Origin of the sequence: Paracoccus sp. MBLB3053 (assembly GCF_031822435.1) — a bacterium.
Classification (GTDB): domain Bacteria; phylum Pseudomonadota; class Alphaproteobacteria; order Rhodobacterales; family Rhodobacteraceae; genus Paracoccus; species Paracoccus aurantius.
This window is the reverse complement of record NZ_JAVQLW010000002.1, coordinates 40,160-64,458: the sequence shown is the minus strand read 5'-3', so window position 1 is coordinate 64,458 and position 24,299 is coordinate 40,160. Positions and strand designations below refer to the sequence as shown.

At 63.8% G+C, this 24,299-nt stretch carries 23 protein-coding genes; 11 read left to right on the top strand and 12 right to left on the bottom strand.

Annotated elements, in window-relative coordinates; translation table 11 throughout:
* Positions 1-167: 167 nt before the first annotated feature.
* From RGQ15_RS14500 to RGQ15_RS14480, 5 genes are all read left to right on the top strand, one after another.
* Positions 168-821, top strand: a complete 654-nt coding sequence (locus tag RGQ15_RS14500; RefSeq protein WP_311161176.1) for a response regulator transcription factor — start codon at positions 168-170, stop codon at positions 819-821.
* Positions 818-2,056: a histidine kinase dimerization/phospho-acceptor domain-containing protein gene (locus RGQ15_RS14495; protein WP_311161175.1), complete on the top strand. Its 1,239-nt coding sequence runs from the start codon at positions 818-820 to the stop codon at positions 2,054-2,056. Before RGQ15_RS14500 ends, RGQ15_RS14495 begins: the two co-directional genes overlap by 4 nt.
* 537 nt (positions 2,057-2,593) lie before the next feature.
* Complete coding sequence (locus tag RGQ15_RS14490) at positions 2,594-3,262, top strand: type 1 glutamine amidotransferase domain-containing protein (RefSeq protein WP_311161173.1); 669 nt, start codon at positions 2,594-2,596, stop codon at positions 3,260-3,262.
* 447 nt (positions 3,263-3,709) lie between these two features.
* The gene (locus tag RGQ15_RS14485; RefSeq protein ID WP_311161172.1) at positions 3,710-4,975 is read left to right on the top strand and encodes a glycosyltransferase; all 1,266 of its coding nucleotides are present in this window, start codon (positions 3,710-3,712) and stop codon (positions 4,973-4,975) included.
* A complete protein-coding gene (locus RGQ15_RS14480; RefSeq protein ID WP_311161170.1) occupies positions 4,962-5,366 on the top strand; it encodes a hypothetical protein in 405 nt (134 codons plus the stop codon). Before RGQ15_RS14485 ends, RGQ15_RS14480 begins: the two co-directional genes overlap by 14 nt.
* Here the strand turns inward: RGQ15_RS14480 and RGQ15_RS14475 are convergent.
* Positions 5,297-6,253 carry a LysR family transcriptional regulator gene (locus RGQ15_RS14475; RefSeq protein WP_311161169.1) on the bottom strand — a complete coding sequence of 319 codons (957 nt, stop codon included), beginning with the start codon at positions 6,251-6,253 and terminating at the stop codon, positions 5,297-5,299. The two genes, RGQ15_RS14480 and RGQ15_RS14475, sit on opposite strands and share 70 nt — an antisense overlap.
* 115 nt (positions 6,254-6,368) lie before the next feature.
* On the opposite strand from RGQ15_RS14475, the gene RGQ15_RS14470 reads away from it, so the two are divergent.
* From RGQ15_RS14470 to RGQ15_RS14460, 3 genes are read left to right on the top strand one after another with little or no spacing between them, the layout of a single operon-like run.
* Positions 6,369-7,385, top strand: a complete 1,017-nt coding sequence (locus RGQ15_RS14470; protein ID WP_311161168.1) for a TAXI family TRAP transporter solute-binding subunit — start codon at positions 6,369-6,371, stop codon at positions 7,383-7,385.
* A 60-nt stretch (positions 7,386-7,445) separates the two neighbouring features.
* On the top strand, positions 7,446-9,653 hold the full coding sequence (locus RGQ15_RS14465) for a TRAP transporter permease (protein WP_311161166.1): 2,208 nt from the start codon (positions 7,446-7,448) through the stop codon (positions 9,651-9,653).
* A gap of 3 nt (positions 9,654-9,656) precedes the next feature.
* The gene (locus RGQ15_RS14460) at positions 9,657-10,898 is read left to right on the top strand and encodes an NAD(P)/FAD-dependent oxidoreductase (RefSeq protein WP_311161165.1); all 1,242 of its coding nucleotides are present in this window, start codon (positions 9,657-9,659) and stop codon (positions 10,896-10,898) included.
* Positions 10,899-11,198: 300 nt separating this feature from the next.
* On the opposite strand, the gene RGQ15_RS14455 is transcribed toward RGQ15_RS14460, so the two are convergent.
* Positions 11,199-12,404, bottom strand: a complete 1,206-nt coding sequence (locus RGQ15_RS14455; protein WP_311161164.1) for an ABC transporter permease — start codon at positions 12,402-12,404, stop codon at positions 11,199-11,201.
* On the bottom strand, positions 12,401-13,348 hold the full coding sequence (locus RGQ15_RS14450) for an ABC transporter ATP-binding protein (protein WP_311161163.1): 948 nt from the start codon (positions 13,346-13,348) through the stop codon (positions 12,401-12,403). The genes RGQ15_RS14455 and RGQ15_RS14450 overlap by 4 nt, the downstream gene beginning before the upstream one ends.
* A gap of 154 nt (positions 13,349-13,502) precedes the next feature.
* On the opposite strand from RGQ15_RS14450, the gene RGQ15_RS14445 reads away from it, so the two are divergent.
* Positions 13,503-14,393, top strand: coding sequence for a polyprenyl synthetase family protein (locus tag RGQ15_RS14445; RefSeq protein ID WP_311161162.1), 891 nt, complete (start codon positions 13,503-13,505; stop codon positions 14,391-14,393).
* A 7-nt stretch (positions 14,394-14,400) separates the two neighbouring features.
* On the opposite strand, the gene RGQ15_RS14440 is transcribed toward RGQ15_RS14445, so the two are convergent.
* The 8 genes from RGQ15_RS14440 to RGQ15_RS14405 all read right to left on the bottom strand — a co-directional run bounded on the left by RGQ15_RS14440 (position 14,401) and on the right by RGQ15_RS14405 (position 21,285).
* Positions 14,401-15,312: a phytoene/squalene synthase family protein gene (locus tag RGQ15_RS14440; RefSeq protein WP_311161161.1), complete on the bottom strand. Its 912-nt coding sequence runs from the start codon at positions 15,310-15,312 to the stop codon at positions 14,401-14,403.
* Positions 15,309-16,811: a phytoene desaturase gene (locus RGQ15_RS14435; RefSeq protein ID WP_311161160.1), complete on the bottom strand. Its 1,503-nt coding sequence runs from the start codon at positions 16,809-16,811 to the stop codon at positions 15,309-15,311. Before RGQ15_RS14435 ends, RGQ15_RS14440 begins: the two co-directional genes overlap by 4 nt.
* Entirely contained in the window at positions 16,808-17,962 is a 1,155-nt protein-coding gene (gene crtY, locus RGQ15_RS14430) for a lycopene beta-cyclase CrtY (protein ID WP_311161158.1), read from the bottom strand. Before crtY ends, RGQ15_RS14435 begins: the two co-directional genes overlap by 4 nt.
* The gene (locus RGQ15_RS14425) at positions 17,959-18,297 is read right to left on the bottom strand and encodes a hypothetical protein (RefSeq protein ID WP_311161156.1); all 339 of its coding nucleotides are present in this window, start codon (positions 18,295-18,297) and stop codon (positions 17,959-17,961) included. The genes crtY and RGQ15_RS14425 overlap by 4 nt, the downstream gene beginning before the upstream one ends.
* A 3-nt stretch (positions 18,298-18,300) precedes the next feature.
* The gene (locus tag RGQ15_RS14420) at positions 18,301-18,828 is read right to left on the bottom strand and encodes a sterol desaturase family protein (RefSeq protein WP_311161155.1); all 528 of its coding nucleotides are present in this window, start codon (positions 18,826-18,828) and stop codon (positions 18,301-18,303) included.
* Positions 18,825-19,547 (bottom strand): fatty acid desaturase, encoded by a 723-nt coding sequence (locus tag RGQ15_RS14415; RefSeq protein ID WP_311161153.1) that lies wholly within the window; start codon positions 19,545-19,547, stop codon positions 18,825-18,827. The genes RGQ15_RS14420 and RGQ15_RS14415 overlap by 4 nt, the downstream gene beginning before the upstream one ends.
* An 85-nt stretch (positions 19,548-19,632) precedes the next feature.
* On the bottom strand, positions 19,633-20,652 hold the full coding sequence (gene fni, locus RGQ15_RS14410) for a type 2 isopentenyl-diphosphate Delta-isomerase (RefSeq protein WP_311161152.1): 1,020 nt from the start codon (positions 20,650-20,652) through the stop codon (positions 19,633-19,635).
* 12 nt (positions 20,653-20,664) lie between these two features.
* Positions 20,665-21,285: a TetR/AcrR family transcriptional regulator C-terminal domain-containing protein gene (locus RGQ15_RS14405; protein WP_311161151.1), complete on the bottom strand. Its 621-nt coding sequence runs from the start codon at positions 21,283-21,285 to the stop codon at positions 20,665-20,667.
* A gap of 610 nt (positions 21,286-21,895) precedes the next feature.
* On the opposite strand from RGQ15_RS14405, the gene RGQ15_RS14400 reads away from it, so the two are divergent.
* A complete protein-coding gene (locus RGQ15_RS14400) occupies positions 21,896-22,540 on the top strand; it encodes an SOS response-associated peptidase (RefSeq protein ID WP_311161733.1) in 645 nt (214 codons plus the stop codon).
* Positions 22,541-22,831: 291 nt separating this feature from the next.
* Entirely contained in the window at positions 22,832-23,110 is a 279-nt protein-coding gene (locus RGQ15_RS14395; RefSeq protein WP_311161150.1) for an SH3 domain-containing protein, read from the top strand.
* 89 nt (positions 23,111-23,199) lie between these two features.
* Here the strand turns inward: RGQ15_RS14395 and RGQ15_RS14390 are convergent, their stop codons facing one another.
* Positions 23,200-24,291: an HPP family protein gene (locus RGQ15_RS14390; protein WP_311161149.1), complete on the bottom strand. Its 1,092-nt coding sequence runs from the start codon at positions 24,289-24,291 to the stop codon at positions 23,200-23,202.
* Positions 24,292-24,299: the final 8 nt, after the last annotated feature.

The following is a 24,299-nucleotide window of genomic DNA, read 5'->3' as shown; positions in this document are numbered from 1 at the left end:
CACCTACGGGTTCTTCTCTACCCAGCAGGTTGCGCGGCAATCTTGCGCCTTGCTTACAGCGCGGGTCATCGGTCTTCACGAAAGCGCGATGGGTGTCGCGAAATCAGTGGCCATTTCGCCGTCCACTCAGCATAGGATGCCACCATGAACCACGTAACGAGGGCGCGATGAGGGTTCTTCTGGTCGAGGACACGCCGGATCTTGCGGACGGGATCAGCCGCTATCTGGTGGCTTCTGGCCATGCCATAGATGTCGCGCCCAGCATTGCCGATGCCGAGGCGGCCCTGGACGTCGTCCGATATGACGTGATGCTGCTGGACCTGGCGCTGCCCGATGGTTCGGGCCTGACCCTGTTGCGCGCCCTGCGCGCGCGGGGCGATCGCCTGCCCGTCGTGATTGCCACTGCCCGCGATCAGGTCAGCGACCGCATCGACGGGCTGGATGCCGGGGCAGACGACTATGTCGTGAAGCCCTTTGACCTGGGCGAGGTCGAAGCCCGACTGCGCGCCCATGTCCGCCGCGCCGGCGGCGAGCCCTCGACCCAGATCACGCTGGGCGAATTCCGCGTCGATCGCGCCGGCGCAAGGCTGTTTCGCGGCGCGGACGAGGTGCGCCTGACCTCGCGCGAATGGGCGGTGCTGGACACGCTGGTTTCGGCGCGGGGCCGGGTCATGTCGCGCAAGGCCCTGGAGGAGCGGCTTTATTCGTTTGGAGACGAGATCGAAGGCAATGCCGTCGAGGTCTATGTCTCGCGCCTGCGCAGCAAGCTTGGCGCGGACCTGATCGAAACCCGGCGCGGATTGGGCTATCTGCTGAAATGAGCCGGGACTGGTCACTGCGCAGCCGTCTGACGCGCCGCCTGGTTCTCGGCGTCAGCATTGGCTGGCTGACCGGACTTGCCATTGCGATCTTCGTCATCTCGCATGAGATGACCGAACTTCTGGACGATTCCCTGAAAGCCTCGGCCCATGTCGCCTCGGCGGCCTTTGCCGCGGGTCAGGTGCCCGAAGGGCTAGATCTGGACCCGGATCACGCCATCCGCATCCTGAAAGACGGGGTCGAAAGCAACCCGGCGCCCTGGCCCGCCCAACGGGAGAACGGAGCGCATCAACTGCCCGGCTGGCGCATCTATCGGCTGAGCAGGGATCGGGATGCGCTGGTGGTCGAGGTCGGCCAAAGCGACGAATGGCGCAAGGATGAGCTTCTGGAAAGCGTCGAGGCGCTGCTGGTCCTGATGCTGCCTGTCCTGTTGGTCGTGCTGCTGACCGTGCGGCGCACCATTGCCACCGCGCTGGACCCGGCCCTGCGCTTTGCCGCAAGGATGAAGGATCGACCCGCGATGGATCTGTCGCCCTTTGCCGATGCCGGCCTGCCGCGCGAATTGCAGCCGATCCCCGTCGCCCTCAACGGCTATTTGCAGCGCATCAACAACCACGTTGAATCCGAGCGCCAATTCGCCACCAATGCCGCGCATGAATTGCGTACGCCGCTGGCCAGCGCCTCGGCGCAGGCGCAGCTGATCGCCGCGGGGCGCGGCGGTGCGCACGCCGCGCGTGCCATGACCGCCGCGCTGGATCGTCTGGGCCGGATCATCGAGCGGCTGCTTCAATTGTCCCGCGCCGAGGCCGGGATCGGCGGGCAGTCCCGCTGCGATCTGCTGCGGATCATCCGGATCGTGATCACCGCCGAGGAACGGGCCTCGATCACCTTCGACGATGGCGATATCGAGCAGGCCGAGATTGCCATCCATCCCGATGCGGCGGCGCTTCTGCTTGGCAATGCACTGCGCAATGCGATCGACCACGGCACCGGACCTGTGTCCGTGACCCTACGCCCCGGCCCTGTCCTGCGCATCCGCAACCCGGTCGCGCCGGGAGCCGAGTTCCGGCACGAGACTTTTGCGAAGTCGACAGGCTCGACCGGGGCCGGACTGGGCCTGACGATCATGCGCAAGATCGCCGAGCGCAACGGCCTTGGCTTCGATGCACGGATAACCGGAGAGATCGCCACTCTGACGCTGGATTTCTCGGCGCGGGCGGTTCGCCCGGCGGACTGACCCGGCTCGACACAAGGAAGCTTGTTCCCAAGACGAACATACATGGCGGTCGATGCGTCGAATTTTGCCTTGATCTTGGCGTTCCATCTCCAGCGAAGGATGGCGCCCCCCAAGCTGCTCTGCCGGCTCCCATGTCGATCCCAGTCACGTGGCCTGCCTACGGGCCTCTATTTCCACACCAGCATCATTCACATCATATGGGTCCTGCGGTTCAAAGAAGGGGGCGGCTGGCGCACGGACTATGTCGAAGGCCCTTCGGGATCCTCCTCGAGCACCAGACACGAACTGACCTGTTCCGCCGACGCCCAGGGCCGAGACCGGAAGTGAAAGCACCCTGCAAGCAGGCAGTGGACGTTCTGGGCGCGGCGTTCTACGCCCAGATCCCCAGCTGATCGAACGGCTGCGCCACGTCTGGCCTTTCGCCAACCCGGTCCCGCCACCTTCTACGGCAAAGGTCCCCGCGCCTATACGGTCTGGACGACTTCGCTGGAACAGGCACCAGCTTGGGACGTTAACCCCGAAACCACGGAGACACGCATGAAACCGATCCTGATCGTCATGACCTCGCACGCAGACAAGGCCGGACACGGCCCAACCGGCTATTACCTTTCGGAAGTTACCCACCCCCTCGCCGTCTTCGAACGCGAGGGGCTTCCGGTGGCCTTCGCTTCGATCGACGGCGGCGATCCTCCTGTCGATGGGCTCGATCTGGAGGATGCGACCAATGCCCGCTACTGGAACGATCCGGATTTCCGCGCCCGCATCGCGGCCAGCGTAAAATTGGCAGAGGTCAACCCGGGCGACTACTCGGCGATCTTCTTCGCCGGTGGCCATGGAGCGGTCTGGGATTTCCCGAAGACGCAGGCGGTGAACGACATGACGCGCGCCATCTGGGAACAGGGTGGCGTCGTTGGCGCCGTCTGCCACGGCCCGGCCGCGCTGACCAATGTCACACTCTCGGACGGAAGGCCGCTGGTTGCGGGTCGCAAGGTCGCGGCCTTCACCGATGACGAGGAACGCGCGGTGGAGCTGGAAAACGTCGTGCCCTTCCTGCTGTCTTCGCGCCTTGCGGAACTCGGGGCCGAGATGCAGCCCGGCCCCGACTGGACCGAAAAAATCGCTGTGGATGGCCGCCTCGTGACCGGTCAGAACCCACAATCCGCCACCGCCGTCGGCGAAGCGATTGCCGATCTGGTGAAGGCGTGACGCGCGACCGCCACCATTGGTCAGTGTGTCGCCAACCTGCGCCTCGATCGCCCATTTCGTAGCCGGGCCCGAGGCTCTGGAAAACGTCCAACGTTTGCTGTCTTGCGATCGCGGGCTCCGCCGTCCCTTTTGGCAATGCCTAATTATGCGAATGAATGCTGCCAAGCGACGCGGCGACGGGTGCCGCACAGCAAGCCGTCAGCGCTAATTTGGAAGACACACGATCCAAGTTGACCTAGCCTTCACGAAATAGGCGTAGCTGCAGTGCTTGGGCTTGCACGGGCGTTGAAAGCAGACGCCGATGTCGTGCCATCAGATGGCGCGTCGTCTTCCGTTGTCGCGCCCGTGCGGTCAGGTCCGCGCCGAGACCTCGGGCCCGATATCGGGAGACTGCGCTTTGATGCATGCGACCCCCGCGACCCTCGTGGAGATCAGAAGGATGATTCATTGAAGCCTGAACGGGAACAAGGCGCACCGATTCCCGACAAGGTCGTCATCGTGAATGACGCAAGCACGGCTTGGGGAGGAGCGACGGGCCTCGCCATTCTGTCCGCCGAACTTCTTGTCGAGCGAGGCATTTCCGTGACGTTCGTGGCCGGGGATGAGGGTACCGGCGCGCAGCTGACATCGGCCGGTGTCGAGATCGTGGCGTTGGGCGGACGGGGTTTGGTGACCGAGACACCACTGCGGGCCGCGACGCACGGGATATACAATCCGGCGGCACGCGATCTGCTTGCAGGGTGGATTGCGACCAACGATTCGCCCGGTGTCGTCTACCATTTGCACGGCTGGTCGAAGATCCTTTCACCGGCGATATTCGATGCCCTTCGCAATGTGGCAGAGCGGACATTCATACATGCACATGATTTCTTCCTGGCCTGTCCGAATGGCGGCTACATGGATTACCGCCGCAATCGCCCTTGCAGCTTGACGCCATTGACGGTGGGATGCCTCGGCACGAACTGTGACAAGCGGTCCTACGCGCAGAAACTCTGGCGTGCGATGCGACAGGCGACATTGAACCGACGCTTGTTGGAAGTGCCTTGGGCCGGGGTCGTGATGATCCATGAGCAGATGACCACCTACCTGGAAAAAGCGGGCCTCAATCGTGATCTGCTGGTCCCCTTGCCCAATCCCACGTCACCGCTGACATCAGAACGCGTGCGTGCGGAAGAAAATCGCGGCTTTGTCTTCATCGGAAGGGTCGAAGCGGAAAAGGGTATCGAGGATGCGATTGCGGCCACACGGAGCGCCCATGTCGAACTGACCGTGGTCGGCGAAGGCCCGCTGCGCGAAGCCCTTGCCGCTGCCAACCCCGACATCCTCTTTACCGGTTGGAAATCCCGCAACGAAATGGCCGAAATCGTCTCATCCAAACGCGCATTGCTCATGCCGTCGCGCTATCCGGAACCATTCGGACTGGTCGCGATCGAGGCCGCGCGAAGTGGGCTGCCGGTCATCATTGCCGAGACAGCCTTTCTGAGTGAGGGCATCACACGACTGGGCATCGGCAAAAGTTGCAACACCCGAGATGTGGTGGCGTTTGCCGCGTGCATCGCCGATTTGCACGATCTTTCAGCCGAGGAAGTTCGCCGCATGAGCCTGCGTGCCATGGACGAGGCAGGCCAGCTGTCCACAACTCCCGCGCAATGGGTCGATCACCTGCTCGACCTGTATGGCAGCGCGCTGGAGGGCCGGCATGATCGCACCTGAAGCGCAATGCAACGTGTATGGCCCCGGCCTTGACCAGGGCTGCGCATTTGCACAAACCTCCCGCCGCGAGGCCGTCATGCTGGCCCAGTTCCACCGGGCCGGTGAGTTGACAGCGATCTGGATGCCGGAAGCCGAGGTGTGGCGATGCGTGCTGGCACGGGCACGTTCGACGGCGATGCGGGCAGCGGCCAAGGTGCACCCGCACCTTCAGGGTTTCCAGTTGCGCGACAACCGGATCTATCGCGGGAAGCAGGGTCGGATCGGCGCATATCGGCGCTGGCTGGCAATGCGCAGCGTTTCCGCACTTTCGCAACAACGCCCTCAGGCGGGCTTCCTTCCATCTTCGACTTCCGGGCAGGCGTCGATCTTGGCCAGCACGGCAAGCAGGTAGTCCCGCCACAGATCGCGCAGATTTCCGGCGAGACGCGACAACGGGCGGTGGCTGGGCGAGACGATCGCATAGTGATAGCGCGTTGCCGCCTTCAGGGGCCGGAAGACCACCTGATCGCGCATCGCGTCGATTTCGCGTTCGGTCGCAACGGTCAGCGGGTCGACGATCGCGATACATTGGCGGTTCGCGACAAAGGGCAGAAGCGGCAGGAATGCCTGGCTTTCGATCAGAGTACGAAAGCGGACCCCAGCCTGCTGGAACGCGTCCCGCAAGGCGCTGTGCAGAACATGCCCGTGTTGAAGCGTGCCCAGCAGTTCGCCGTTCAGGTCGGCGATCCCGATCTCGGCCCGTTCTGCGAGGCGGTGGCCCCGGGGCAGCGCGCAGAAGCAGCGTCCAGAAATGATCATCTGCGTGTAATGGCGGTTGTGGTCGGGCTCGGAGGCGAGGTCGGCAAATCCGAAATCAATGCTTTGCAGGCTGGCGATCTCGTAGATCTGCAGCGAACTGCGCGAAGCGATCGAGACCTCGACCTCTGGCAGATCCTTGAGAGCCTCGCTCAGGAAGCGCGGGAAAAGATGCGCCGAAGGGCCCGGCATCGCCGCGACGCGCAGCGACCCGCTGCGTCCCGCCGACATCACCTTCATCGTCCGGGACAGCCCGGCCATGCGGTCGAGGATCTGGTCTGCCTCGGCCAGAAGATAATCCGCCTCGGGAACGGGCACCAGCCGCCGACCGCGCCGCTCGAACAGGCGCAGGCCAAGCTCATCCTCAAGTTGCTTCAGCATCAGGCTGACAGCCGGCTGGGTCCGGCCCAGGGCTTGTGCCGCAGCGGTGATCGAGCCGTGACGCATCACTTCGCGAAAGACGTTCATCTGGATCAGGTTCATCGCTCAACCCATAAGGAAAACTTTCGTAATGCTTAGTTAAAGTCATTTGTCCTTATTGAATAGGGCAGCTTTACTGGCGGCACAAAAAATCTGAAACGAACAGGGAATCTTCAACATGCATCATCGCAAACTCTCGCTCCTGCTGGGGGCCTTTCTGGCCCATGCGGCGATCTCGGCGCCGGCAATGGCCGAGCAACCGGGCTTCCTGCGGATCGGCACCGGCGGGGCGGGCGGAACCTATTTCGCCCTGGGCGGTTCGCTGGCCAGCGCGCTTTCGGCGCCTCCGGGTGCGCTCGCCTGCGACAAGGGCGGCCCCTGCGGCGTGCCCGGCCTGATCGCGATCGCCCAGGCGACCACGGCATCGGTCTTCAACAACGCAGCCGTCCAGAATGGCGAACTTGAGGCCGGCATGGCGTCGGCCGACGTCACCAGCGCCATGTACAAGGGCACCGGCACATTCGAGGGCAAGCCGCATGACAAGCTGCGCATCGTCGCAAACCTGTCACCCGAGTTCCTGCATCTCGTGCTGCCCAAGGGTCACGAGCTGCACGGCCTTGACGAACTCAAGGGCATGCGCGTCGGCATCGCCCAGCCGGGCTCGGGGACGCAGGTCGCGGTGCTGAAGATCCTCGAAAGCCGCGGCATCGGCCGCGACGACATCAAGGGCGCCGAGCTGAACCAGGCGCAATCTGCCGAGCGGCTCGCGGATGGCCAGCTTGACGCCTATTTCTACACTGCAGGCTATCCTGTCGCCGCCATGGTTCAACTCGCCTCGACCAAGGGCATGGAGCTTTACAGCTTTCCCCAGGACGATCTCGACAAGATCAGCACGCTCGTGCCCGGCTACCTGCCGAACGAGATCCCGGCCAGCACCTATCCCGGCGTTGACTACGCCGTCGAGACCCCGGCCGTGAACGCGCTCTTCATCGTCTCGGCCGATCTGTCCGATGACATGGTCTACGAGGTCACCAAGGCGCTGTGGAACGAGTCGACCCGCAAGGTCCTGGACAATGGTCACGCCGCCGGCAAGGCGATCCGGCTCGAGACCGCGCTAGCCGGGATCGACACGCTGGGCGTGCCGCTGCATCCCGGCGCCGAGCGTTATTATCGCGAGATCGGCCTGATCAAGTGATCCGAGGGGGCCGGTCTGGCCCGGCCCCGCCTTTCCACGCTGAACTACGGAATTCGACGAATGGATGACGTCCGCGCGCTGACGCAGGCCGAGCTCGAAGCGATCGAGCGCAAGTATGATGAGGGCGCTGCGACGCGCGCCTTGCCGAGCGGGACGAGTCACGCGATCCGCGTCCTGGCCATCGGCTATGCCACCTATCACTTCCTGACGGCGGGATTTGGCCTGCCCGCGGACCATTGGCATATGGGCATCCACCTGGCCGGGCTGTGCATCTTTATCTACGCGCTGTTTCCCGCTTTCCGTGGCTCCCGCGCCTATGAGTTACGCCAGGGGCGGCTGCGTCCCTGCGGCATTCCGATCCTAGACCTTGTGTTGATGACGGTCGGGGTCCTTGCCTCGCTTTACCTTGGCCTTGCCTGGAAGGGCATCCCGGCCCTCGGCATCGAGGCGCAGACCTTCCGCATGGGCAATCCCAATGGCTATGACCTGGTGATGGGCGCAGCGTTGATCGTGCTGGTCCTGGACATGGCGCGGCGCACGCTGGGCTGGGTCCTGCCGGCGATCATCTCGGTCTTCATCGCCTATGCGCTTCTGGGTCCGCATTTCCCGGGCCTGCTGCAGCATCCCGGCGTCAAGCTCAAGACCTTCATCTCGTCGATGTATTTCCCGCAGGAAGGGATCTTCGGCGTGACGCTTTGGGTCGTCTCTACGGTGGTCTTTCATTTCGTCCTCTTCGGCGTGATCGCGCAGAAGACCGGGTTGGGCCAGCTGTTCATCGACAATGCCACCATGATGGCGGGGCGATATGCCGGCGGGCCGGCCAAGGTCTCGGTCCTGTCCTCGGCCTTTTTCGGGATGATCTCGGGTTCGTCGGTGGCCAATACCGTCTCGACCGGCTCGCTGACGATCCCGAACATGAAGCGGCTGGGCTATCCCGCGCACTTCGCCGGCGGGGTCGAGGCCGCCTCGTCGGCTGGGGGCCAGATCACCCCGCCGATCATGGGGGCTGCCGCCTTCATCATGGCCGAGTTCCTTCGCATCCCCTATACCACCATCGTTATTGCCGCGATCGTACCCGCGATGATGCATTATGCCGGCGTGCTGACGGTCGTGCACCTGATGGCTCGCAAGCTGGGCCTGAAGGCGGTCGAGGAAAGCCAGATGCCCCGCCTGCGCGAGGTCTGGCGCGCCGGCTGGGCCAACATGATCCCGCTTCTGGGGCTGCTCGTGGTCCTGTTCAGCGGCTTCACCCCCTATCTTGCGGCGTTCTGCGGGATTTCGCTTGCGATGATCACCGCGCTGTCGCGCTGGACCCGTCCCGCGACCCTGGCATTGCCCGCGCTTTTCATCACCTTCATCCTGTGGAAATCTGCGGGGGGCGATTTCCCCACGCTCGCCGCCGCGCTGATGATCGCGGGCGCACTCATTGCCCCGCTTAACCGGCAGAAGGCGATGAACACCAACGAGATGGTGGACGCGCTGGCCCTTGCCACGACCTATGCGCTGGCCGTCGGCGCGGCTTCGGCGGCAGTCGGCATCGTCGTCGGTGTCATCAACACGACCGGCATCGGCTTCCGCCTCGGCTTCATGGTGACCCAGGGCGCGAGCGCGCTGGCCGGCCAACTGCATGGGCTTCTTGGCTTCGGGGGCTACGAACTGTTCGCCCAGGCCGATCTGCAGCTGTTCATCTCGCTGGTGCTGATCGCGATTGCCTGTATCCTGATGGGCGCCGGCATCCCGACCACGGCGCTTTACATCATGCTGGCCTCGGTGGCGCAGCCGACGCTGGCGCAACTGGGCGTACCGCCCATCGCCAGCCACCTGTTCATCCTGTATTACGGCGTCGTGTCGGAAATCACGCCGCCGGTCTGCACCTCGGCCTATGCGGCCGCCGCGATCGCCAATGCCAACCCGTTCCGCACCGGCATGGCGGCTTTCGGCCTGGGGCTGGGCAAGATCCTGGCGCCGATGGCCTTCGTCTATGCGCCGGTCCTGCTCATCGTCTCGGATGGCGGCTTCCAGCCCGGACCGTTTGCCATGGCGCTGACTTCGTGTCTTGCCGGGGTCCTGAGCCTGTCGGCAGCGGTGGTCGGCCACTGGCGCACGCCCCTGGTCTGGCCGGCGCGGATCGTCCTGGCGGTCGCGGGTCTCGTCTTTGTCGCCCCGTCCTGGCAGTCGAACGCAATCGGAATGGCGCTGGTCGCGCCGATTCTTCTGCACCAGCTTGTCCTGACGCCGCGTCGCGCGGCAATTGCGAACGCCCGGTGACGCATGGAGAAAGAAGTTCTGATCGTCGGGGGCGGGATCGTCGCGCTTTGCTGTGCGCTGTCGCTGCAATCACGCGGCTTCCGTGTCCGTCTGGTCGAGCGTGACCAGCCGGGGCAAGGCGCTTCGGCGGGAAATGCCGGGGTGATCTCGCCCTGGTCGTTCATCCCGCAATCCGTGCCCGGTATCGCCCGCGCGATCCCGCGCCTGCTGTTCGGACCACAGGCGCCGGTGGCAATCCATCCCGCAGCGCTGCGCGGGCTGGCGCCCTGGGGTCTGCGCTTCCTGCGCCATTCCAGTGACGGCTCATTCCAACGATCGGTCGAGGCACTGGCACGGCTTTGCGGCCCTTCGATCGACCTGTTCCGCAAGCATCTTGCGGGAACGGGGGGCGAAGACCTGATTGCCGACAGCTGGTATCTGCATGCCTATCGCGACCCGACGCGGGCGCGGATCGAGGCCCTGGAATACCGGACAAGGGTAGCCCGCGGCGCCGAGATCGAGCGCATCGACCAAGCCGAGCTGCTGCGTCTTGAACCGGCGCTATCGCCCCGGTTCCGGGCCGCCATCGTGATCCGCGGGCAGGCAAGGGCGCGCTCCCCCGCCGCGATCGGCCGTCACCTGGCCGAGCGGGTGCGCAAGCAGGGCGGGACGATCCTCCGGCGCGAGGTGCTGCGCATCGCGCCCGAGGCAGATGGCTGGCGCGTCGCCACCGGGTCGGATGACTTTCTCACTCCGCGCGTCGTTATCGCGGCCGGGGCGTGGTCGACGCGACTGCTTGCGCCCTTGGGCCTGAAAATGCCGCTGATCGCCGAACGGGGCTACCATGTCGAATTCCCTGACAGCGGCGTGGGGCTAGGACATTCGGTCATGGACATGGACCGCAAGGTCGTGGCCAGTGCCATGTCTCAGGGCATCCGCGTCGCAGGGATGGCCGAGTTCGGGCCGCTCGAGGCACCTCCATCGTCCCGGATGGAGGGACGGCTGCTGCAGGCCGCGCGCGACATGCTTCCCGAACTCGACCGGCGAGAGGGAAAAGTCTGGATGGGACATCGGCCGTCATTCCCTGACAGCCTTCCCGTCCTTGGAAGCCTGGGCCACCATCCCGGCCTTTACGGAGCCTTTGGCCATTCGCATTACGGCCTGATGACCGCCCCTGCATCAGGTGAACTGTTGGCAGGCCTGCTGGATGGGGTGATCACGCAAACCGATCTTGCCGCCTATTCGGCTGGTCGCTTTGCCGCGTGAAGGAACCAGGTACTCGTCACCTTCTGCCCGGATGACGCGGTTCACGCCCTTCCCATACAGGTCTTCGCCCGAACGGCCGCGGGCCTGCGCCCGGAATCTGGCGCGGTGGTGCCGCCGTTTTCGCGAAGTCTTGGTCGTGGAATTCACGCGGGCTGATGCCGTGAGCGCGGCACGACACGGCAAACGGACCGCCGCCACCCCCTACCCTAGCACGCTTGTGATCCCGGTTTTGGTGAAAGGTGTCACGATGTTCTTCGAACTCCACCTGACTGGGTCGGCGCCGTGACCGACGCGTTGCCCCTACAACCGCAAACGTCGCTTGGAAGCGGCAACCGCATACAGGGTGCCGAAGACCGCCAATGCGAGCAGAAAACCGAGTTCCGGCAGCAGTTCAGGGATCGCTTCGCCTCGCCACAGGACATCCTGATAGGCCTCGATCACCCAGGCATTCGGCGTGAAACGTCCGAGATCCTGTAGCCACAGGGGCATCATGAAACTCGGCACCATGGACCCGCCAACGGCCGAGCAGACAAGTACGATAAACGTGGAGATCGTCTGAGCCTGTTGCCGTGACGTACAGGTCGCGGCCACAGCCAAAGCCAGTCCCGAAACCGCCATCGCCGCCGCAATCGTGATCAAAAGCCACAACCAAAACCGGTTGATCACCTCCACGTCGTAGAAGGCGGCGGCCGCAGCAAAGATCAAGCTTGCCTGGATGACGCCTTGCATCACGAGAAATAGGAATTTGCCGCAGACAACCGCCTCGGGTCCGCGCGGAATGACGGCGATGCGGTCGAGTATGCCCGAACTTCTTTCGTCGATCAGGACGGCTGCACCCTGCATTGCCGAGAACAGCAGGAAAAGGATTGCCACGGCGCCCGCGTAATAGGTGACTGTCGCGTCGGCTTTCTTGAGTGGCATGACCGAAACGATCTCCACCAAACCCGGCACCTCACGCGATTCGGCTTCCTCGTTTTCCGACGCAAGCTGCGCTATCACCTTTGTCAGCCGTGCCGACTGTTCCAGCGTCAGCTCGACCAGTGGCTCGATTTCCGAGATTGTCCGTGACAGCACCAGATCGGGCATTCGACGGGCAACGAGCCCTTGGATCTGCCCGACCAGGATCGCACCGGCAAGCGACTTGCCGGGATCTGCAAGAACCACGAGCGGCGCCCGTTCATGTGCGTTCGGATCGTCCTTTATGAACAAGCCGACATCCGCAACACCGCGCTCCACCTGCCTGCTGACATCCGCTTGATTGCCGGCCGTCGTGGCGATGACCTGCAAGGAGGGTTCGTCCCGAAGAACCTTCTCGAACCGATCCCAGGCCTCGGCACTGTCGGCTCTGCCGAAGGCGACTTTCAGGGGGAGTTCGTCGCTGGCCGTCGCCGCGAATATGGCCGCAAAGATCACGAAGATCGCGACCGGCAGGACAAAGGCCAAGACGAGTGCACCGCGGTCCCGGAGAAGGCTGAGAACCATGACGCGAAACATGGAAAGGATCATGCCGCACCCTTTTGGGCAGTTCCGCAATGTTGAAGCAAAAGGCGCAGGAAAAGGCTGTCGAGACCCGGCTTTCGGAAACGCATCTCGCGAGGTGCAATCCCAGCCCGTTTCAGATCTCCTGCCAGATGATCCAGCGAGCGGTTCCCGATCAGATGCCAGCTTTGCCCGCTATTCGTCGCCACGAAGCCCATCTGCTGCAGATTGGTCGTCTGGTCGACCGAAAGCATCTGCGCAAGTTCGACGATGATCTCATCCTGCCCAGCGAAAGTTGCTTCCAGCAGGGTCCTGGGCGGCCCTTGCGGGGCCAATCGCCCATTGAGCAGGAATCCTACGCGGGCACAAAGAACCTCAGCCTGGTGAAGATCGTGGGTGATGAGCAAGACGCCCATGCCGCGACGAGCCAATGTCTGGATGATCCGATCGAGGGCGATGCGCGCATCCACGTCCACGCCGACAGTCGGCTCATCTAGGATGAGCAGAGCTGGACGATGCAGGATCGCAGCAACGATGTTGACCCGCCGTTTGAAGCCGCCGGACAGATGCTCGACGCGCTGGCCCAGACGGTCGACAAGATCTGCACTTTCGCATGCTTCCTCAATCGCAAGGTTGGTTTCCTTCTTAGTCAGGCCCGACAATCGACCGAAGACCTCAAGGTTCTCGCGGATGGTCAAGGCCGGATATAGGGCGATTTCCTGAGGCGCGAGACCGATTGATCTAGGGGCGCGCCGGACATCGCGTCTGCCCGCTACGGCGATAGTTCCATGCGTAGGCGCCAAGCGGCCGCAGATCGCACGCACCAGGCTGGTTTTTCCTGCGCCATTGGGTCCCAGCAGGCCAAAGATCTCTCCCGGTTCGATACAAAGATCTACATCGCGCAGAACCACTCTGGTGCCATAGCGGGCAGACAAACCTCTCACGTCAAGCGCTGCGGGGCTTCCTATCATACCGTTCCCGACTCCCATTTTCCTGTTCATCAGGAACCGAGGTTTTTTGCGCCAATGCAAGGATGCTGCTTTGACCTCACCACTTCATGACGCATATTCTGGATCATACGTGAGAGAAAAAAGGCGGATACGCCTTGGATGGGTGGAGGTTGGCATGGGTGACGAGAAGAGTTCCTCTGACTGGCGTTGTGTCGTCGACACCAGACTGGCCGAGATCGCGAAAGACTTCCGGCATGCCTCGCCCCCGTTGGGACAGGCGATGACCGAGGCCGTGCTGGCGCCTGGGAAAAGGTTTCGTGCGCTCACGCTGCTGATTGCGGGCCAGGCCACGGGAGGAGTCGGTCCGGCCTTGATCGACGCTGGCTGTGCGATTGAACTGGTGCATACGGCCTCGCTCGTCTTCGACGACCTGCCCTGTATGGACGACGCCCAGTTGCGACGTGGCCGTCCGACCACACATCGCCTTCATGGCGAATCCCGAGCCATCTTGGCCGGGATCGCATTGGTGACAGAGGCCATGCGGTTGCTCGCAACGACAGGCACAGCGGATGGGGCAACCCGGGCGCGCCTGATCGAGATCCTTGCGGAGGCGGTCGGGCCGGCTGGGCTTTGTGCGGGACAGGATCTGGACCTGCATGCGCAAAAGGACCTGCCAGGCGTCGAACGCGAACAAGACCTGAAGACCGGCGCCCTGTTCGAAGCCGGCTTCGAGATGCTTGGCGTCATTCAACGTCTGGACGGCTCGGATATGGATGTCCTCAGGGCATTGGGAAGGACGCTTGGACGGGCGTTTCAGTCCTATGACGATCTCTTGGACGTTTGTGCCGAGGAAGGAGACGTGGGAAAGGACATCCGACGCGACGCGCATGGCACCTTGGGCGCGCGCGGCATTCTGGCCGTAAGCAGCCAGAGCCAAGCCGAAGAGCATTACCAGACCCTGCGTGCCGAACTCGACAGGCTCGTGAACTCATGTGGCTTTGACAGCTACCTTCTCGCCCGGCATATCGGCGGCGTGCTGCCGCTGCGTGGAAGTCGCGCCGCGTAAGTGGTCGTCAGGACAAGGGACGGGTCCACAGCCCCTCGCGGCCTGCGGTGGCCGGAAAAACCCGAGAGGTCATGGCGTCCGCCAGACCCCGAAATGCAAGACCCGCCTTTGCCGATCCGGAAGTTCCGATCCGCTGCCGATAGGCCTCGGCCCCCCCCCGGCGGATCTTAGTGCCGATCGCGTGATAGATCCGAGCGGCGGAAGCGATCGACCAGGCACAGCGAAGGGGCAGCCCAGGCAACCCGGCAAAGGCCGAGGCGTAATAGGGTTCGGCCGCGTCCAGCAGGCGCAGGATTACGCCGTAAAGCTCGGGCGATGGAATGTCGCCCTCGACCTTTGCGCCAGCTTCCTCGAGCCATGCGTCCGGCAGGTAACTCCGCCCGATCCGGAAGTCGTCAATGACATCCCTGGCGATGTTGGTCAGCTGAAAGGCAAGCCCAAGGTCGCAGGCGCGGTCCAGCACGGACACGTCGCGCACGCCCATCACGCGCGCCATCATCACCCCCACGACTCCGGCGACGTGATAGCTGTAATCCAGCGTATCGCCCAATGTCCGATATTCGCGGCCTGCCACATCCATGGCGAAGCCGTCGATCAGGTCCAAGGGCCAGCTATCGGGAAAATCATGCCGTCGCGCCACGGCCCTCAGTGCCGCAAATGGTGGGCTGACGGCGGCGCTGCCGTGCAGGGCATCCAAGGTTTCGGCCTTCAGCCGGGCGAGACGCTTGGCCGGGTCGCCCGCCGCAACCGGCGCGCTGCCGAGCTCTTGTCCGTCGACCACATCGTCGGCATGGCGGCACCATGCATAAAGCATCACCGTGTCCTCGCGCATGCCCCGTGGCATCAGCTTCGCCGCCGCCGCAAAGCTTTGCGAACCCGACGCGATGGCCGCCTGCGATTCCGCGACAGGCCGACTCATGTCGCGCCTGCGTCGGCCAGCATCACGCCCGCCGTGGCTTTTGCAGAACCCACGACCCCGGGAATTCCCGCGCCCGGATGACTGCCCGCCCCGACGATATAGAAGTTGCGGATGCTTCGGTCGCGATTATGCGGCCGGAACCAGGCCGATTGCGTCAGGATCGGCTCGACCGAAAAGGCGCTGCCATGATGGGCGTTCAGTTCGGACGCAAAATCTGCGGGCGAAAAGATGCGCTTGACCCGAAGGTTGGCACGCAGGTTCGGAATGAGCCTTTCTTCAAGGCTGGCAAGAATCCGGTCGGCATAAGCGTTGCCCTCGGTGGCCCAGTCGATCCTTGCGCGCCCCAGATGGGGGACCGGAGCCAGCACGTAATGGGTCGACATGCCGGCCGGCGCAAGGCTGTCATCCGTAACGCTGGGCGAATGCAGATACAGGGAAAAGTCCTCGGCCAATTTCGGTCCGCGAAAGATCTCATTCACGAGTTCCCGGTATCGCGGGCCGAAAAGGATCGTGTGATGCCGAAGCCCCTCTGGCTTCTGCGACAGGCCGAAATGGATCACGAAAAGCGACATGGACCAGCGCTGCCGTTTCAGCAGGGCGGCCTTGGTCCGCCCGCGTCGAGTGCTGCCCAGAAGATCACGATAGCTGTGCATCACGTCGGCGTTGCTGGCGACCATGTCGGCAGTGAGCCGCCTGCCGTCCGCCAGCGCCACTCCGCTGGCACGCGCGCCGTCCATTTCGATCCGCTCGACGCGAGCGTTCAGCCTGAGCGTGCCGCCCAGCCGTTCGAACAGCGCGACCATGCCCGTGACCAGCGCATTCGTGCCGCCCTTCGCAAACCATACGCCACCGCGTCGTTCCAGCGCGTGGATCAGCGCATAGATGGAACTGGTCGAAAACGGATTGCCGCCGACCAGCAGCGTGTGAAAGGAAAACGCCTGCCGCAGGTGCGGATCACGGATATATCGGGCAACGACGCTGTAGACCGAGCGATATGCCCGCAGCCGCAGAAGTGCCGGCGCCGCCTGCAACATCTGGCCAAGTTTCAGGAAGGGCACGGTGCCGAGGCGGAGATAGCCTTCCTGATACACCTCTTCGGAATAGCTCAGAAACCGGCGATAACCCGCGAGATCGTCGGGGTTGAATGCGGCGATTTCACGCTCGAGCGCCTCGTCATCATTCGTATAGTCAAAGCATTTCCCATCGGGCCAGAGCAGGCGGTAGAAGGGGCTGACCGGCAGCAGGGTCACGTCGCGGCTCATGTCTTGTCCCGTCAGCGACCACAGTTCCTGCAAGGACGGGGGGTCGGTAATGACCGTGGGTCCGGCATCGAAGACATGACCGTCTTCGCGCCAGACATAGGCGCGGCCACCAGGCTTGTCGCGTGCTTCAAGCAGGGTCGTGGCGATTCCCGCGGATTGCAGCCGAATGGCAAGGGCCAGCCCGCCGAAACCCGCGCCGATCACGATCGCCGCGCGGGGAGAGATGCCAGAACTCACGATCTGTCCTTCAGCAAGGGCGCTTCACGCAGGCAAGACAACGCGTCGCGGACGGGTATGGGGGGCTTGCCGATGATGATCCGCATGCGGTCCATCCGGGTCAGGCGTCCTGCGTAGAAACGCTCGATCAGCGGCTCGGGCAAGCGGTAGAAACGGGAGATGACGCGATAGCGCTCTGCCGGCGCGGCGCCGCGAAAAAGCATCCTGCTGAGCAGACGCAGGAAGCGGTCCTCGTCTGCGCGGGCCAAGGCATAGCTGCGGACCGCCTCGAATGCCTCGGGGGTTGTCGGCCCCGCCGCCGCGACCACGTCCGCGACCTGGGCGGCGATGGGCAGCGAGTAGCCGGTCACAGGGTGGAAAAGACCCGCTCGCATCCCGACAGGCACGGGCCCGTCCCGGCTTTCGGCCCAAAAGGCCTCTGCATCATGGGCCAGCGCGATGGGCAGGACACCGCGTTCGCGGCGAGCCTCGTGACCGCTCCATCCCTTCTGGCGAGCATACTGGGTGATGTCGCGGGCAACGGCCTCTTCGTTCAGGCAGGCGCCGTCGCTGTAGCGGGTGTCCTCGATCAGAAGGCGGGTCGGGGAAAAGGGCAGCAGGTAGACAAAGCGATAGCCGTCCATTTGCGGAACCGTCGCATCCATGATCATAGGGCGCATGACCCCGTGGGGCGCCGACGTTTCGAGTTCGATCCCGACGAATTTCTGGTAGCCCGTCGCAAGGTGTCGCGACGATGCCGCCCCCCGCCCGTCGATGACGCAAGCTGCCCCGATCCGCTCGGCCCCAAGGGTCACCCCTTGGGCGTCAAGCCCGGTAATCTCGGCGTTCCAACGCAGGCAGATGCCGGGCGCATCTGCCAATTGCCGCGCCAGCCTCGCGCTGTCGAGCGAGGCATAGCCGGTTCGGAGGGTCCGGGCGTGGTCGGGAAAGCGGACATCCTGCCCCTGCCATCGGCACCGGATTGCGGGGGCAAGGCGGCGATGCCAGGCGGCGCTCAGGTCAGGGTCGTGAAACGACCAGGTGTGGGTTTGCGAGGGACCAGCCGCACGGTCCAGCATCAGGATACGCGCGTCGGGTCGCGCCTCGGTCAGCGCAAGCGCGATCAACCCATTGGCGAGGCCCGCGCCCGCGAGGATCACGTCAGGCTTCATGCTGCTGCCCTGCGGGGAAGACGGGTCGCAATCAGGTCGGCCACGCGCTTGACGCCGACCGCCTGCATGATCTCTGCGGCCAGGCCATGGCGGATCGTGCCGCAGCATGCCAGCCGTGCAGCGGTGGCCGGCTGATCGACAGCGCGCGGCATCTTGCGGCAATCAAGGTCAAGCTGCCACGCCGCCACGCCCCGCAATGTCGTTACAGCCCCCGACCACGGTTCACACCTGCAAGGAAGGCCAAACCAGCGGACCAATTGTGCCTCTCGGGCTGGCACCGCAGCGAGGGCCAGATGACCGGGCAATGGGGGCAGGCTGAGGGCGGTGCGGCCCATGGTTCAATCTGCTCCGCTTTCGGGTTGCCAGGCGTCCTTGTGGCGCGACCGGCGTTCCGCAAGAGCGCCCGACGCGCGCAGCCTTGCCTTGAGGTCGTCCACGGGCGGGGCATAGACAAACCCGAAGGACACGCAGTCATCCCGTCCCTCGACTGCGTGATGCAACCGGTGAGCCTGGTAGAGCCTGCGGAAATAACCCTGGCGAGGGACGTATCGGAAGGGCCAGCGCTGATGCACCAGCCCGTCATGGACGACAAAATAGATGACGCCGTAGACGCTCATCCCTATGCCGATCCACCAGAGCCAGGGCCACCAGCGACCGCCCAGCATGAAGAGCAAGATCGACAAGAGGGCAAAGACCACCGCGTACAGATCATTCTTCTCGAACGGGCCGTGGCGGTCTTCGTGGTGGGAATTGTGCCAGCCCCAGCCAAGCGGGCCGTGCATGATCCAGCGGTGCACGGAATAGGCGACGCCCTCCATTGCCGCCACGGTCGCAATGACGATCAGGACGGGGCCGAGGATGCTCATGCCTTGCCATTCCGGGTCGAGGGCAGCCGCCACCACGGTACCGAGGGATGCAGGTGATGTTCATGGTGATAGCCCCCGAAGTGGAAGCAGGTCAGCAGAGACATTGGATCGTTGAGCCGGGTGGAGCGCGCATTGTGGCGATCAGGGAAAGCGTCCTCGGCAGGGCGGTGGGGCAGCCAGGTGCCGAATATGAACAGCTGGATCGAGGCGAGGATCGAAGGGATAGCCCAAAATGCGACGTAGGGCCAACGCGGGCCAAGCACGACAGCATAGAGGATAACCGCGCTGCCCAGCACCCAGAATTCTCGCCAGCCGAAATAGGTCCGCACGAAGCCGGCATACCATCGAACCGGGCCGCCATGGCCAAAGTCCGGGTCGTCCTCGGTACCGGCAAGGCGGTGGTGGGCCATGTGCTTGAGGATGATCTTGCGCCAGGAAAACCCGGCATAGAGCATCAGGGCCATCCCGCCCAAGGCCGCGTTGACACGAGGCCACCCCGGAGCGATCGCCCCGTGCATGGCGTCATGGGCGACGATGAAGAGTCCCACCGACAGCCAGGTCAGACCCACGAGACACAGGATCGCCAGCAGCGGATGGGCAGGAGCATCGAGATGCCAGACAGCAAAGATGTGCAGCGCCACCCAAGTCCCGATCACCGCCGTGGCGAGTGTCAGGCTGACCATCATGGTCACGTCGGGTCGTCGCGACGCCTGCGGCAAGCCGGCTCTCCTTCTTCCATTCTGTGACACTTGTGCCAGACTATAGCAGAACGCCAAGGGCTTCAGTAGTCACCAGTCGCGGCAATCACGCAAGAGGCGCGCGACGCAGCTCGGCAAGATCGCACGATCCGGTGCAAAACATCGCGATGCGAAGTTGCTCGACGACTTCCGAAAGATGCGCTGCCAAAGCCTCGGCGCCATCCTGCGCGGCCGTCAAAGCTCCGCCGGCCTGCCCGGCCAGATCGGCACCCAGACGGATGGACCGCGCGACGTCCAGGCCATGCCGGATGCCGCCCGAAGCGATCAGCGCGACGCCCGGTCGGATTTGCGAGGCCATCGCCGCGACAGCCTCGGCGGTGGGAATCCCCCAGTCAAAGAACGGCGCGGCAATGCGGCGAAGCCGTTCGTCGCCGCGCTCGGCCTCAACCCGCGCCCAGCTTGTGCCGCCCACGCCCGCCACATCGAGGATGGTCACGCCCGAATTCACGAGCCGCCGCCCCACATCGGCCGAAAGCCCCGCCCCCACTTCCTTCACCCCCAGAGGCACGGGCAGGGATCGAGCCAGCGTCTCGATGCGTGGCAGAAGATCCGAGAAGTCACGATCGCCGCCGGGCTGGATCGCCTCTTGCAGCGGGTTCAGATGCAGCATCAGGGCGTCAGCCTCCAGCATATCGACCGCGCGCTGCGCCTCGCTCAACCCCATCCCGCGGCGCAACTGCACCGCCCCCAGATTGCCAAGGATCGGAACATGTGGCGCCCTCGCCCGCAGCCCTGCTCCCAATCCACCCGCGCCGCGCCCTTCGATCGCGATGCGCTGCGATCCCACCGCCAGCGCCAGTCCCAGCTCGTCGCAGGCCTCGGCGATGGCAAAATTGATCCGCTCGGCCTCAAGCGTGCCTCCGGTCATGGCCGAAACCATCAGCGGTGCCGACAGGGTTCGTCCCAGAAAGTCAGTCCTTGTATCGATGGCATCATAGGCCATCTCAGGCAAAGCATTGTGCAGGAAGCGGATGGCATCGAAGCCGGTGGCGAGGCTGGACTGCCTGCCCAAACCCGAGCCGACGATCGACAGGTGTTCGGATTTGCGTTTCTCGATCTCGTTCATTTTTCCAAACGTTCAGTCGGCACGATAAGCGCGAACGAAACTTTCGATCACGTGAAAAAGAAAGGCGTCGCCGTCCAGCGGGTAATCGTGGGCTCCCCCCAGTTGGCTTTGGTGCAGCGTTCCCAGAAGCAATGGCGAGGCGAGCGCAAGCGCCGCCATGCGGGTATCAACCGCGCGCATCTGTCCCCGCGCCACATGCACGTCCAAGCGTTCTGTCAGGGCGATCACGAAGGGTTCGAACATCGTACGGATGAAGGCCGGGCCGAGCTGCCTGTTCCGCATGCCCTCGGCCATGCCCATGGCCAAGGCGTCCGCAACGCCATGCCGGGTCAAGGCCTGCCACGCCATCGCAGCAGCGTCACGTATCGAGGTTTCGAAGTCCTGGCCGGCCTGCCGTGTTGCTGCGAACTGCCCCTGCCCCCGTCTGCCCGAATCGGCAAACACCGCGATCAGGATGTCGTCTCGCTTGCCGAAGTAGTGGTTCAGGGTGGACACGCTGCAACCAGCCTCCGAGGCAAGTTCCCGCAGTGCCGGCCGGGGCGCATCCCGTAACATCAGACGCGTTCGCATGCGCGCCAGCAGTTCGGCACGACGCTCCTCGAAGCCAGCATTGCGGGTGCCCTTGGGCTTCAAGAGCCGCTCGCTTCCTGCCGCATCAGACGACCTTTCTGCATATATCCGCAACAAATCATCGACTTTGCGATACCTCTGATAGACCCCGCCGCAGAACGACGACGTATCCCCGGACAGGCACGAAGCCCCGTTCGCGGTTCTCGCTCAGCCGAACGACTATGCGTCAGGAGAAAGTCGCTGACAACAAATCGCACTTTGCCCGTCGCAAAACCCATCTTCGCACATCTTGTCCGACGGTGCATTTGTCTTGCCGATGGAATGACGCAAGTATGGCGGGCCTCATGGCAGGATTACCGCCAGCGTAAACGCCTCAATCCCCATGACTCGTTGCCTCCCGCGTCATGCACTCAGGGCATGAGGGTGCCGATCGTCCTCGATCCATCCAATGAAGCGTTCCAAAGAAGCTGGTATCGGACAGCGATTGCGCTGCGCGATTTCCTCTGGCGGGCCCTCTGAAGCGTTAGCCGCCGAAGCTTGTCGCACAGGCGCGGGCTTCGTTGACCGCCTGACACGATCCCGGCATATTCGGGACAAGGCTCAGACGGGCAGGCGAGGGTCGAGGAATTCCGAGAGCAGGCGATCTGGTAGAAACCTGCTGCAATCCTGAAAACTGAGGGGCCGTGCAATCTGCAATCTCTACAACGTTACGACCACGCAAGAGGCAATGCGGCAGTTGTTCCGTGGCTTCGCGTATACGGACAAGGCCGGAAACCTGGAACCGGGCAGCATCTATCCAGATCGGCTGGCCCCCATCATTCGCCATGATGGCCAAGGGTTGGAACTGGTGCGCGCCCGTTGGGGAATGCCTTCGCCGCCTTCTGTTCTGAAAACAGCCCGAGACCCCGGTGTGACCAACGTCCGCAACACCTCGTCGCCTCACTGGCGGCGTTGGCTTGGCCCCGCGCATCGCTGCCTGGTTCCGGTCACGTCATTCGCTGAACCCCTGGGGTCCGGAAAGGGAAATCAATGGTTCGCCGCAGCAAACGACGTGCCCATGTTCTTCGCTGGCATTGAGGTCCGGGGCTGGCAATCGGTGCGGAAAGTCAAAGACGGCGAAACAACTGACGATCTTTTCGCCTTCCTGACAACTGCGCCCAATGCGACCGTGGGCGCGATCCACCCGAAGGCGATGCCGGTGATACTGATTGATCCAAAGGAATGGGAAGAATGGCTGTCCGCTCCGTTTGTCGAAGCAGTGAAGTTGCAAAGACCCCTTGCCGAGGGTGGACTGCGATTGATCGAGCATCCGGTCTGAAGGCCGAGCAACCCGGAGCAGGGCGCAAGGCGCTTGGTCCGGCGAAGCGGGTCAGCCGCCCCCGAAGGGCTAATCCTGGCCCAAGGACTGCCGGTCAGGCTTTCCCGCCCTGCCTCGCCACAACCGCTTCGCTTGGCGCATGGTGCAGGTCGGCATGAAATTGCCGCTCTCGCAAATCGGACGGACCATCCATGGCTTTCCTGATGCAAGCTCTGTCCGGTTCCGGCACCCGAGTGCTGTCATTCAGCAACCTGGTGTCTTAGTAATGAAAAAAACGATTCAGGTCAGATAATGCGAACTCATCTTGCTGCTTTTCTTGCTCTCATGATCGCGACCGGATGTGCGGTCGGTTCTGGTGCAGTGGTGCAGGGCGTCGGAACAGACGACCTCCTCAAGCTGCGCGAAGGCCCTGGCCTTAATCACAAGATCATCATTGGCCTGCCCGATGGAACGCGGCTCACCAGGCAGAACTGCGTGACGACCAACGGGAAGGTCTGGTGCAAGGTGTCGCTCGCCGACAAGCCTGGCGTATCCGGTTATGTCTCGGCGGAATATCTGGCGCCGCGCTGATTGCCGGCTCTACTGCATCCCGGCGTTCCATTTTGGCGTTGCACCACAGCCTTTAGCGAAGCCCTGACGAAGCCTCCCGCCACGACGGGCTAGCTGCCGCGGACGATGCTCCGTGCGAGCGCTGCGATCATATCTGTCCGGGTGACGATGCCGCTGATGCGGTTCCCGTCAAGGATCGGCACGGCATCGACCTCGCCCTCTGCCATCATCGGCAGAAGCAGTGCGATCGGAGTGTCGGGCGCAGCGCATGGACCTGCGAGCTGCATGATGTCCCTCGCAAGTGCCGGCTTGCCGTCGGGATCGATCCATCTGCTTCCGATCAGGTGGATCTGGAAGATGACACCAAGATATTCGCAATCGGACCCGACCACCGGCAGCGACGTGAAGCGGTGGCGCCGGAACAGCTCGGCGATTTTGGGAAATCCTGTCGTCGGACTCACCGTGATCAGGTTGCGCGACATGATGTCTTCGGCGGACAAGGGGCCAGTGCGACGGGTCGCGGCCTGAAGCTCGGCGGCCCCGATCAGGCGGGCCAGATCCTCGACCCCCAGGTTGAAGCTTTGCCGGTAGCGTTCAAGGATGCCAGTCAATTCGGCCTCCGACAGGCCAAGGCGCTCGGCGGGCTTGGCATCCTGCGTGCCATGCCGGTTCGGCTCGTCGAATTGGCGGAAGGGGTAGCGCCGCCCGGTCAGCCTGGCATAGATCGCGGCCAGCAAGACCAGCACAGTGGTCCCCAGCGCGATGGGCGCGACCACGAACCAGAAGCCCAGATGCCCGATCACGTCGGGGCTCATGGCGGCGGTCATCGCGACGGCGCCCGCCGGCGGATGCAGCGCTCGGCACAGGATCGTAGCAGAGATGGTCAGCCCGACCGCCAGCGCGACCCGCATCACCGGATCGGGCACCATCAGGCAGACCGCGACGCCGATCGCTGCTGCAAGCGTGTTCCCGACGATCGCCGACCAGGGCTGGGCAAGCGGGCTGTTCGGCACCGCGAAGAGCAGCACCGAGGTCGCGCCGAAAGGGGCTACGAGGAAAAGACCCATCTCGAGGTCGATTGCCGGCGACAGCAGGAACGCTCCGGTCACGGCCAGACCGAGCAGGGCACCGATGCCGGCGCGGCTGGCCTCGGCCAGGGATGCATGTGCCACCGCGGGTCCCAGGGATCGCAGGATGTGCATGGGGATTA

Bases quoted from the DNA above. Each gene is read 5' to 3' on its own strand.
- RGQ15_RS14500 (WP_311161176.1), top strand. From the start codon at position 168: ATGAGGGTTCTTCTGGTCGAGGACACGCCGGATCTTGCGGACGGGATC.
- RGQ15_RS14495 (WP_311161175.1), top strand. From the start codon at position 818: ATGAGCCGGGACTGGTCACTGCGCAGCCGTCTGACGCGCCGCCTGGTT.
- RGQ15_RS14490 (WP_311161173.1), top strand. From the start codon at position 2,594: ATGAAACCGATCCTGATCGTCATGACCTCGCACGCAGACAAGGCCGGA.
- RGQ15_RS14480 (WP_311161170.1), top strand. From the start codon at position 4,962: ATGATCGCACCTGAAGCGCAATGCAACGTGTATGGCCCCGGCCTTGAC.
- RGQ15_RS14475 (WP_311161169.1), bottom strand. From the start codon at position 6,253: ATGAACCTGATCCAGATGAACGTCTTTCGCGAAGTGATGCGTCACGGC.
- RGQ15_RS14470 (WP_311161168.1), top strand. From the start codon at position 6,369: ATGCATCATCGCAAACTCTCGCTCCTGCTGGGGGCCTTTCTGGCCCAT.
- RGQ15_RS14465 (WP_311161166.1), top strand. From the start codon at position 7,446: ATGGATGACGTCCGCGCGCTGACGCAGGCCGAGCTCGAAGCGATCGAG.
- RGQ15_RS14460 (WP_311161165.1), top strand. From the start codon at position 9,657: ATGGAGAAAGAAGTTCTGATCGTCGGGGGCGGGATCGTCGCGCTTTGC.
- RGQ15_RS14455 (WP_311161164.1), bottom strand. From the start codon at position 12,404: ATGATCCTTTCCATGTTTCGCGTCATGGTTCTCAGCCTTCTCCGGGAC.
- RGQ15_RS14450 (WP_311161163.1), bottom strand. From the start codon at position 13,348: ATGATAGGAAGCCCCGCAGCGCTTGACGTGAGAGGTTTGTCTGCCCGC.
- RGQ15_RS14445 (WP_311161162.1), top strand. From the start codon at position 13,503: ATGGGTGACGAGAAGAGTTCCTCTGACTGGCGTTGTGTCGTCGACACC.
- RGQ15_RS14440 (WP_311161161.1), bottom strand. From the start codon at position 15,312: ATGAGTCGGCCTGTCGCGGAATCGCAGGCGGCCATCGCGTCGGGTTCG.
- crtY (WP_311161158.1), bottom strand. From the start codon at position 17,962: ATGAAGCCTGACGTGATCCTCGCGGGCGCGGGCCTCGCCAATGGGTTG.
- RGQ15_RS14425 (WP_311161156.1), bottom strand. From the start codon at position 18,297: ATGGGCCGCACCGCCCTCAGCCTGCCCCCATTGCCCGGTCATCTGGCC.
- RGQ15_RS14420 (WP_311161155.1), bottom strand. From the start codon at position 18,828: ATGAGCATCCTCGGCCCCGTCCTGATCGTCATTGCGACCGTGGCGGCA.
- fni (WP_311161152.1), bottom strand. From the start codon at position 20,652: ATGAACGAGATCGAGAAACGCAAATCCGAACACCTGTCGATCGTCGGC.
- RGQ15_RS14395 (WP_311161150.1), top strand. From the start codon at position 22,832: ATGCGAACTCATCTTGCTGCTTTTCTTGCTCTCATGATCGCGACCGGA.
- RGQ15_RS14390 (WP_311161149.1), bottom strand. From the start codon at position 24,291: ATGCACATCCTGCGATCCCTGGGACCCGCGGTGGCACATGCATCCCTG.